This is a genomic window from Kitasatospora sp. NPDC006697, assembly GCF_042869935.1.
Classification (GTDB): Bacteria; Actinomycetota; Actinomycetes; order Streptomycetales; family Streptomycetaceae; genus Kitasatospora.
Window position 1 is genome coordinate 72594 of sequence record NZ_JBIAGU010000041.1, and the last position, 9296, is coordinate 81889.

At 72.2% G+C, this 9296-nt stretch carries 12 protein-coding genes and 1 pseudogene; 8 read left to right on the forward strand and 5 right to left on the reverse strand.

Annotated elements, in window-relative coordinates:
- Window positions 1–285: 285 nt before the first annotated feature.
- Together ACFYNO_RS37215 and ACFYNO_RS37220 are read right to left on the reverse strand one after the other, a co-directional pair.
- Window positions 286–720 (reverse strand): hypothetical protein, encoded by a 435-nt coding sequence (locus ACFYNO_RS37215; RefSeq protein ID WP_388022174.1) that lies wholly within the window; start codon window positions 718–720, stop codon window positions 286–288.
- 10 nt (window positions 721–730) lie between these two features.
- The gene (locus ACFYNO_RS37220; RefSeq protein WP_388022176.1) at window positions 731–1159 is read right to left on the reverse strand and encodes a hypothetical protein; all 429 of its coding nucleotides are present in this window, start codon (window positions 1157–1159) and stop codon (window positions 731–733) included.
- 302 nt (window positions 1160–1461) lie between these two features.
- On the opposite strand from ACFYNO_RS37220, the gene ACFYNO_RS37225 reads away from it, so the two are divergent.
- Both ACFYNO_RS37225 and ACFYNO_RS37230 read left to right on the forward strand, forming a co-directional pair.
- The gene (locus tag ACFYNO_RS37225) at window positions 1462–1653 is read left to right on the forward strand and encodes a hypothetical protein (RefSeq protein WP_388022177.1); all 192 of its coding nucleotides are present in this window, start codon (window positions 1462–1464) and stop codon (window positions 1651–1653) included.
- Window positions 1654–1713: 60 nt separating this feature from the next.
- Window positions 1714–2706 (forward strand): phosphotransferase, encoded by a 993-nt coding sequence (locus ACFYNO_RS37230; RefSeq protein WP_388022178.1) that lies wholly within the window; start codon window positions 1714–1716, stop codon window positions 2704–2706.
- 27 nt (window positions 2707–2733) lie between these two features.
- On the opposite strand, the gene ACFYNO_RS37235 is transcribed toward ACFYNO_RS37230, so the two are convergent.
- From ACFYNO_RS37235 to ACFYNO_RS37245, 3 genes are all read right to left on the reverse strand, one after another.
- Window positions 2734–3006 carry a hypothetical protein gene (locus ACFYNO_RS37235; protein ID WP_388022180.1) on the reverse strand — a complete coding sequence of 91 codons (273 nt, stop codon included), beginning with the start codon at window positions 3004–3006 and terminating at the stop codon, window positions 2734–2736.
- Window positions 2955–3569, reverse strand: a complete 615-nt coding sequence (locus tag ACFYNO_RS37240; protein WP_388022192.1) for a trehalase-like domain-containing protein — start codon at window positions 3567–3569, stop codon at window positions 2955–2957. Before ACFYNO_RS37240 ends, ACFYNO_RS37235 begins: the two co-directional genes overlap by 52 nt.
- A 93-nt stretch (window positions 3570–3662) precedes the next feature.
- Window positions 3663–4073, reverse strand: a complete 411-nt coding sequence (locus ACFYNO_RS37245) for a PLDc N-terminal domain-containing protein (RefSeq protein ID WP_388022182.1) — start codon at window positions 4071–4073, stop codon at window positions 3663–3665.
- Window positions 4074–4381: 308 nt separating this feature from the next.
- On the opposite strand from ACFYNO_RS37245, the gene ACFYNO_RS37250 reads away from it, so the two are divergent.
- From ACFYNO_RS37250 to ACFYNO_RS37275, 6 genes and pseudogenes are all read left to right on the forward strand, one after another.
- Complete coding sequence (locus ACFYNO_RS37250) at window positions 4382–4831, forward strand: hypothetical protein (protein WP_388022183.1); 450 nt, start codon at window positions 4382–4384, stop codon at window positions 4829–4831.
- Between the two features lie 83 nt (window positions 4832–4914).
- Entirely contained in the window at window positions 4915–5349 is a 435-nt protein-coding gene (locus ACFYNO_RS37255) for a hypothetical protein (RefSeq protein ID WP_388022185.1), read from the forward strand.
- Between the two features lie 129 nt (window positions 5350–5478).
- Window positions 5479–6828, forward strand: a complete 1350-nt coding sequence (locus ACFYNO_RS37260) for a VWA domain-containing protein (protein WP_388022194.1) — start codon at window positions 5479–5481, stop codon at window positions 6826–6828.
- 2 nt (window positions 6829–6830) lie between these two features.
- Window positions 6831–7727 (forward strand): peptidase, encoded by an 897-nt coding sequence (locus ACFYNO_RS37265; protein WP_388022186.1) that lies wholly within the window; start codon window positions 6831–6833, stop codon window positions 7725–7727.
- Window positions 7728–7948: 221 nt separating this feature from the next.
- Entirely contained in the window at window positions 7949–8845 is an 897-nt protein-coding gene (locus tag ACFYNO_RS37270) for an oxidoreductase (RefSeq protein WP_388022188.1), read from the forward strand.
- A gap of 223 nt (window positions 8846–9068) precedes the next feature.
- Window positions 9069–9296, forward strand: a pseudogene (locus ACFYNO_RS37275) (chitinase); the annotation flags it as partial.

Below are 9296 nucleotides of genomic sequence, written 5' to 3' on the forward strand. Positions count from 1 at the left end.
GCGGCCAGGGCAGGCCGCGCCGGCCGCTGCGGATGGCACGGACCGCGGGCGCGCTTGGCAGGAACGGATCATATCGATCACCTGCCCGGATCCATAGGGGTCGGAGTTCACAATCTCTGCCGATTCTGACACTCCGTCGCTCACGAATGGTGCTTGTTCGAATACGAAAAGTGACATATCGTCAACGGCGTCCGGAACCGGGGTCGCGGCGGACGGCGCCGGCCGGCCGGAGCGCGCAGGAGCCCCCCGGGGCGTTCCGGGGGGCTCCTGCGTGGTGCGGGCCGGTCAGCCCACGCGGAAGGGGCCGGCGCCTGCGCCGCCCTCGATGCAGTTGTTCGTGTACTTGTCCTTCGGGATCGAGCTGACCTGGCAGATGTAGAGGAGGCCCTCGAAGGTGCCCGGCAGGGTGTAGTTGACGTTGACGCTGCCGGGGCCGCAGATGCCTCCGCCGTTGTAGCTGGTGAGGAAGAACCCGCCCAGGTAGTTGGTCGGCAGGATCTCGTAACAGCCGCTGCCGGTGTTGGTGATGGTCCCGGTGACCAGCATGTCCTTCTGGGTGCCGTTCACGTTGATGTACTGGGCGGTGCCCGTCGCGGTGGCCGTCCCCGCGGTCAGCGTGTACGGGTAGCCGGCGCTGGTGGTCGCGGAGGCGGCGGGGGCGATCCCGACGGCGGCCGCGGCGACGGCGGCGGTGGCGAGGGCAAGTGCGCGAATACGCATGAGGAATCCCTTAGTTGACGGTGACGGGGCCGACCCAGTTCTGGGTGCAGTCGGCGGTGCCCGTGGTGTTCGAGACCGTGGTGGCCTCGCACATGTAGACGTAGCCCTGGAAGGTGCCCTTCAGCCGGTAGTTGATGGTGAAGGTGCCGGGGCCGCAGATGCCTCCGCCGTTGTAGCTGGTGAGGAAGAACCCGCCGAGGTAGTTGGTCGGCAGGATCTCGTAACAGCCGCTGCCGGTGTTGGTGATGGTCCCGGTGACCAGCATGTCCCGGCTGGAGCTGCCCGTGTCGATGTACTGAGCGGTGCCCGTGGCGGTGGCCGTCCCGATGGTCAGCGAGAACGGCGTGCCGCCGGTGGTGGTCGCGGAGGCGGCGGGGGCGATCCCGATGGCGGCCGCGGCGACGGCGGCGGTGGCCAGGGCGAGCGAGCGAATGCGCATGAGGGCTCCGTTAGTTCGTCGGCGTTCCGGTTGCGATAAAGCCTGCGCGGAATGCGGCGGAAATTCAACGGGCGCAGGCTGACGGCACGTCAACTCGCTCTTTGCCACGCCGTCCTGTCGACATGACACGAACGATAGTGGTACGAACGGAAGACGCCCCTCTTGATCGCCTGCCAGGCTGTCGCAGAGCTGTTGCGAAGTCGTCATGGCCGCCGCGCAGGCGGGGGTGAACCCTGGGAACCGGCATATCCACGCGGGCCGGTTCGCCGCTCGAACCCGCCCGCCGGGTTCGGGGGTTCACCATGCTCGATGTCATCTTCATCGCCCTCTGGCTCACCAACCGCGGCAAGGCCCGCCGGGCCCTGCCGGGCACCGGGGAGCAGGAGCGCTACGCACGCCGGGCCAGGATCTTCGGCTGGCTGGAGATAGCCAACCTGGTCGTCGGCGTACTGATCGCGATCGCGGTCCTGCACGGGGGCGGCGGCAACAGCTGACGGCGGGTCCGCTCCGCGACTGGCAGAATGGCTCCTTCGACCTAGTGGGGAGCCGGATCGATGAGTGCGCTGGTGGAACGCGAACGCGAGGAAGCGGTGCGGCAGCCGCTCGGCCGGGCGGTGGCGCAGGTGCTCGGCCACCGCCTGGACGGGCTGCGGCGGCTGACCGGCGGCAGCAAGAAGGGCGTCTACCGGCTCCACCTGGACGGCGGCGCCAGCGTCATCGCCTACCTCTGGTCCGCCGAGGAGGACTTCTGGCCCGAGCGGCCGGACCACGCGGCGGCGGCCGGCGACCCGCTCGCGCACCCCTCCGGCCTGGACCTCTTCGAAGCCGCCCACCACCGCCTGGACAGCCTCGGCCTGCGCACCCCGCGCCTGCTGCACGCCGACCGCAGCCACACCCTGCTGCCGGCCGACCTGGCCCTGGTGGAGGACCTGCCGCTCGGCAGTCTGGAGCCGATGCTCGAGCAGGACCCGGCCGCCGCCCGACCGGTGCTCGACCGCCTGGCCCACACCCTGGACGTCCTGCACGGCGACACCGCACCCCGGATGGGCAAGGTGGCCCAGCCCGTGACCGGGCCGACCACCTGCGAACAGCTCGTCCTGGACCGCGCACTGCGCGACCTCGCCGAGGCCGCCGACCGCGAACCCCGCCTGGCCGCGGTCCGCGGCGCCGTCGCCGACCTGCTGCACACCCGCGCCGCCGAGATCCGCCCGCGCACCCGCTACCGCCTGATCCACGGCGAACTCGGCCCGGACCACGTCCTGGTGGACCGGCGCGGCGAACCGGTGCTGATCGACATCGAGGGCCTGATGTACTTCGACGTCGAGTGGGAGCACGTCTTCCTGCGCATCCGCTTCCGCGACCACTACCCCCGCCTGGCCACCGCCACCCTGGACCCGCACCGCCTCGCGCTCTACGAGCCGGCCATGCGCCTCTCCCTGGTGGCGGGCCCCCTGCGCCTGCTGGACGGCGGCTTCCCGGGCGACCGCGCCGTCATGCGGGGCATCGCGGCGCACAACCTGGAGCAACTGCTGGCCGGCCTGGGCTGAGCGAGCGGACGCGGGCCCCCCGGCGGGTCAGCGGTGCTCGGCGCGGTCGAGCTCCTGGTCCAGCGCCTGGGCCGCCAGGATCAGCGCCAGGTGGGTGAAGGCCTGTGGGAAGTTGCCCAGTCGCTCGCCGCCGCCGCCGCGCTCGGCGTCGAGCAGGGCGGCGAAGACCGTCTGCTGCCAGCGGCCGCGGTAGGTGCAGCGGCTGATCCAGCCGTGCCAGAACGAGCGCAGCGCCTCGGACTCGGCGGTCAGCCCCTCCCGGTCCACCGGATAGGGCGGCTCGGCCGCGGCGTCGTCCACGGTGAGCAGCAGGCCAGCTCGCCGGCGTGCAGGGTGATCCGGGCGGTGGCGTCCTGGCCGTCGCGCTCCAGGGAGACCGGGCCGACCGCCTGGAGGTAGCCGGCCAGGCCGGCGCCGTGGAACCGGGCCATGCCCTGGCTGTCCAGGTCCAGCTCGTGCGGCCGGCGCCCGTAGTCGAAGCGCGGCCGGCACTCCATGGTGAAGGTGACGCTGCCGCGCACCACCCGGATGCCCCGCAGGATCCGGTGCCGGCTGCTCGGGTCGGTCGGCCGGTCGATCGGCATGCAGTCGATCACCTCGCCCACGCCGTCGGCGGTGAGGAAGCGGGTGACCAGGATCGCCGAGTCGGCCAGGTAGAGCTGGTGGACCGTGCTGCCGGGCGCCTCGGCGGTGATCGTGAAGTGGCCGCCGCGCTCGGCGTCGAGCAGGGCGGCGAAGACGCTGGGGGAGTCGAAGCGCGGACTGCAGAACCAGTCCAGGCTGCCGGCGGCGGAGACCAGGGCACAGGTCTGCAGGTCGCCGATCAGCCCGTGATCGGCGATCGGCGGGTAATGGCCGGTCAGGGGGGTCCGGCTGCGGGTCCATCGGTGGCCTCCGGCGGGGCGGTGCGCGGGGCACCGCCCCGGGGTCGGTCGGGTGGGACGGGGGGCGCTCCGTCAGGCGAGCAGCTTGTCCTTCGCCTTCTGGAACTCCTGCTCCGAGATCGCGCCGGTCCGCTTCAGCTCGGCCAGCTTGGCGAGCTCGTCCACGTGGCTGGACGCCCCGCCGGCGCCGCCGCCCTCGGTGCCGGCCGCGTCGCGGATGTAGGAGCGGAAGGCCGCCTCGGACTGCTTGGCCTGCTCCACGTCCCGCTTGCCCATGCCCTGCCCGCGCACGATCAGGTAGACGAAGATCCCCAGGAACGGCAGCAGGATGACGAACACCAGCCAGCCCGCCTTGCCCCAGCCGCTCAGGTCGTGGTCGCGGAAGATGTCACTGATCACCTTGAAGAGCAGGAAGAACCAGAGGATCCAGAGGAAGAACTCCAGCATCGTCCAGAACAGGTTGAGTAGAGGGTAGTTGTCCATCGGGCTTCCCTTCTGCGGCCGTCACGCGGAGTACGTGGCGGTCGGCGCGGCGACAACAGTTCGGATCATATGACTAGTGCGTCCTTTTTGTCCGATTTGGTTCATCCTGTCGGGCGCAGCGCGTGGTGACGGCGCTCTCGTTTTTGGTGATTGTGTGCTGACGTGTTTTCATCTCCTCGCCGGGGGTTGTTCATTCTGACGATGCGTCGGGTACGCTGAGTTAGTGAAATATCACATTGCAACACCGGGCGAACCCCTTGGCTCGCCGCGTGAAGCCCCTTTCCAGTAACGAGAGAAGGAGCACCATCATGTCCCGCGTCCTGATGCTCGCCGCCGGTGCCGCCGGTGCCGCCGCCCTGCTGTTCGCCGGTGTCGCGCCGGCCCAGGCCGACACCGCGCCGGTCACCACCTGCAACAACTGGCACCTGCAGGACGGCCACAACACCCCGCTCTGCGTCACCGTGAGCGGCACCAGCGTCTCGCTGACCGGCCAGATCGCCCTGGCGGGCCCGCCGAGCCCGGGCACCCCGTGGCCGCCGGCGCCGGAGCAGACCAGCACCACGCTGAGTGCCGACGTGGTCGGCGGCGGCAACCTGGGCACCGCCCAGCAGAACGTGGTCTTCCAGGCCTCCACCCTCACGATCGGCCCGCTGAACGTGACCGCCGCCTGCGGCACCACCGTGCACGCCAGCTTCTCGATCAGCACCTACCCGTGGTTCAACACGCCCACCACTGTGGACGTCCCGATCAACTGCTGAACCCCCGGCCGGTCTGACCGGCTGGCAGGTTCTCACTTGCGCAGGTAAATGAAATGTCACATGTCATACAAGGAGTGATTCCCATGTCCCGCGCTCTGCTGCTCGCCGTCGGTGCCGCCGGCCTCGCCCTGGTCGGCGTGGCTCCGGCCCAGGCCGCAAGCACCGCGCAGGCTGCCGCCACCACCACCTGCGGCTCGCCGGCCATCGGTAACAGCCTGCAGGCCCGGGTCTGTGCGACCGTCGACGGCGGCACCGTGTCGTTCACCGGCACCGTCGCCCCGGCCGGCGTGCCCGCCCCCACCGGTCTGCAGCTCACCGGTCTGCTGAGCGCCCAGGTCGACGGCGGCGCGAGCCTCGGCAGCCTCTCGCAGAACGCGGTGTTCAACGGCACCACCCTGCAGTTCGGCCCGCTCACCGCGACCGCGCCCTGCGGCTCGACCGTGCAGGCCACCTTCGACGTCTACTCCTACGGCTGGGGCATCCGCCCGGTGACCGTGGACGTCCCGGTCGCCTGCTGACGATCGGTCACCAGCTCCCGGTCCGGTGCCCCGCAGACGTGCGGGGCACCGGACCGGTGCGTTCCGGAAGCACTGAGCCGGGCTCGCATTGGCTTCCGTCAGCTGATGGTCCATAGGATGCGCGCCGTGATGATCATCCGACGACGGTGGCCCGGCGGCCGCCGTGCCGCCGCGCTGCTGACAGCCCTGCTGACCACCGCCTTCGCCACCCTCGGGGTGTTCCCGGCGATCGCCGACAGCCCCACCCCGACGCCCAGCCCCAGCACGGCCCAGGAGGGCGGGGGCGACGACGCGCCCCGGGTCGACCTGGTCCTGGACGTCAGCGGCTCCATGGGCACCGCCGACATCGAGGGCCGCACCCGGATCTCGGTCGCCCAGCAGTCCATCGACGACGTGATCGACGCCCTGCCGCCGGAGGCCGAGTTCGGCATCCGCACCCTCGGCGCCACCTACCCGGCCAGCGACAAGACCGACGGCTGCACCGACACCAAGGTGCTCTACCCGATCGGCCACACCAACAAGGTGGAGGCCAAGACCGCCGTCGCCACCCTGCGCCCGACCGGCTGGACCCCGATCGGCCTGGCGCTGCGCGGCGCCGCCCAGGACCTCGGCACCGGCCAGGCCACCCGCCGGGTGGTGCTGATCACCGACGGCGAGGACGACTGCGCCCCGCCGGACCCCTGCGACGTGGCCCGCGAACTCGCCGCCCAGGGCACCCACCTGGTGGTGGACACCCTCGGCCTGGCGCACGACGACAAGGTCCGCCAGCAACTGCTCTGCATCGCCAACGCGACCGGCGGCACCTACACCGACGTGCACACCCAGCAGCAGCTCACCCAGCGGGTCAACCAGCTGGTCAAGCGCTCCGACCAGAGCTACCGGGCCACCCCGGCCAACGTCACCGGCACCGACCAGTGCACCACCGCCCCGCTGCTCACCGCCGGCGTCTACGCCGACCGGGAGAAGTTCGCCGAGCACCGGGTCTACCGGGTGCCGGTGAAGGCGGGTCAGGAGCTGCGCGCCTCGGTCAGCGTCACCCCGGACCGGGCGGTGGCCCGCGACTACGGCGTGCTGCTGCAGGCCACCGACCCGGCCGGCCAGGAGCTGGTGCGCGGCACCGACGCCGGCAGCGGCCGGATCGACGTGGCCTCCACCGGCCTGCGCTGGTCGGCGCCGGACAGCAGCGCCTCGCCGACCGACGGCGGCACCGGCGGCACCGGCAACGGCAGCGCCGACCGGGTGGTCTGCCTGGTGGTCAGCAACTCCTTCGCCGGCCAGCCCGGCGTGCAGACCGACCCCGGCCTGCCGGTCGAGCTGACCGTGGCCGTCACCGCCGCCTCGCCCACGCCGGACGGTCCGGCCCTCGGGCTCGGCCGCGGCTGGATCATGCTGCTGGTGCTGACCGGCGCCGGACTGGTCACCGGACTGCTCTGGGGCTGGATCGCGCGCTGGCGGATCGCCGTCTGGCAGGAGAACTGACGATGCGCCGTACCCTGACCACCCTGCTGCTCGCCGCCGGCCTCGCGCTGGCCGGCGCGCCCGCCGCACTGGCCGACAGCCCGTCACCCACCGCCTCCGGCTCGATGGCACCGGTCAGCACGGCCGGGACCTCCTTCCTCACCGCCACCACCATGGCCGAGGGGCAGGACGCCACCGTGACGGCCTCCACCGGCGACTACCTGTACTGGGCGTTCGGCGCCTCGGCCGGGCAGACCGACACCGTCTCGGTCACCATCGGCCTGCCCGCCGCCACCGACCGGCACGGCCCGCAGACCTGGAACGTCGAGCTCTTCGACGGCTTGCGCCGCCGCCAGGCCTGCACCGCCGGCCCGCAGACCGGCACCGCCGACCGGACCACCGGCACCCTGGCGCTGAGCTGCACGCTGCGGCAGATCCGCTCCTGGGCCGAGCCCTGGTCCACCGACCCGCTGCCGGGCAGCTACTACGTCCGGCTCTCCGTCGGCGACGCGCCGCAGAACGACCTCGGCCTGGCCGTGCAGGTGCAGGTGCACGTCGCCGCCAAGGGCAGCGCGGACGACGCGCAGCCCGAGGGCGGCGACCTGAAGGCGCCGCTGGTGCCGCCGGTGAACCCCGGGGCCACCGGCAGCCCGGGCGCCGCGGCCGCCACCGCCGCGCCGACCCCGACCGCGGCGGCCACCCCGGGCGGGGCGACCGTGGCGGCGCCCGTCGCGACGGTGTCGCACTGGTACTCGGGGATGTTCTCCGGCTGGAACGACCGATGGTTCTGGACCCTGGGCGGCGCGGTGCTGGCCGGCCTGGCCGGCATCGGCGGCTACACCCTGACCCGCCACCCGCGCGGCCACCGGCGGGTGGTCGAGCGCACCGTCACCCGGGTCACCGAGCGCGAGAGCGTCTGAGGGCGCCGTACCCCGCAGCGCGACGGGCCCGGCACCGCCCCGGTGCCGGGCCCGTTCCGTCCCGCCCTCACACCGGATCCAACGGTGCGGGTGGAGAGGATCGTTCCCGATTCCCCTGTGATCCTCTCCCCGCCCCGTCGATCTTCCGGAGCGGGTCGGGCGCGCACCATACTCCAGGTCCGGCGCCCGCACGGGGCGGGCGCCGCGACGAGGGAGCGGCTTTGACGAACGGGCAGGCGGACGGTGCGGGGACTGGGCAGCTGGGTGACCTGACGGTCAACCGGATCGGCTACGGGGCGATGCGGCTGGGCGGCAACGGCATGGCCGGCAACTCGGCCGGTGCGCCGATCGACCGGGCGCACGCGATCCGGCTGCTGCGCACCGCCGTCGAGCGGGGCGTGAACCACATCGACACCGCGAGCTTCTACTTCTCGGCGCTGCGCTCCGCCAACGAACTGATCAACAGCGCGCTCTCGCCCTACCCGGACGAGCTGGTGATCGTCACCAAGGTCGGCCCGGGGCGCGGCCCCTCGGGGGAGTGGCTGGACCTGGCGCGCCCCGACCAGCTGCGCGGGCAGGTGGAGGAGAACCTGCGCCAGCTCGGCCGGGACCACCTGGACGTGGTCAACCTGCGGCGGATCAAGCAGGAGTCGATCGCCGAGCACTTCGGCGCACTGGCCGAGCTGCGGCAGGCGGGGCTGATCCGGCACCTGGGCGTCTCCAGCGTGCACCCGCGGCACCTGGCCGAGGCGCAGGAGATCGCGCCGGTGGTCTGCGTGCAGAACTACTACAGCCTCGACCACCGGGCCGCCGAGCACAGCGGGCTGCTGGAGCTGTGCCGGGCGCAGGGGATCGCCTTCGTGCCGTACTTCTCGATCTCCGGCACCCAGCGGGAGGCGGCCGCGGCGGGCAGCGACCTGGCGCCGGTGCGGGCGGTGGCCGAGGCGCACGGGGCGACCCCCGCCCAGGTGCGGCTGGCCTGGCTGCTGGCCAAGGCGCCCAACCTGCTGGCGATCCCCGGCACGACCAGCCTGGCACACCTGGAGGAGAACATGACGTCAGGTCAGCTCGAGCTGACCGAGAGGGAATTGGCCGAGCTGGACGCGATCGACGGCTGACCGCTCCGGGTGGCCCGCCGGGGTGCGGCGGGCCGGCACCGCGGGAATTGATTGTCAGTCAGGTTTCCTGACGGATTTTCGAGCTCCGACCACTGCGTCGACGAACTGTATGTCAAGGGTGCGGCGTTCTTGACATCCGCTGGCTGGTCTAGTCCATTCTGAAATCCGCTCGGCGGCTGCGACCGCTGGTCCCCCACGTCCGCCTTCCTCGAAAGGCCGTCAGATGGACAGAGCCCGACCCGCACACCCCACCCCCACCCCTGCCTCCACGCCCGCCCGGCGCCGCTCCCCGCTGCTCGGCGTGGTGGCCGCGCTCGGCCTGCTGGCCGGCGCCGTGGCGAGCTTCGCCACCGGTGCCTCGGCGCAGGCGGCGTCCACCGTCGCCGCCACCGGTGCGCTGAGCAGCAACTGGTACGCCTCGGCGCCGTACCTGATGCCCGAGGACAACACC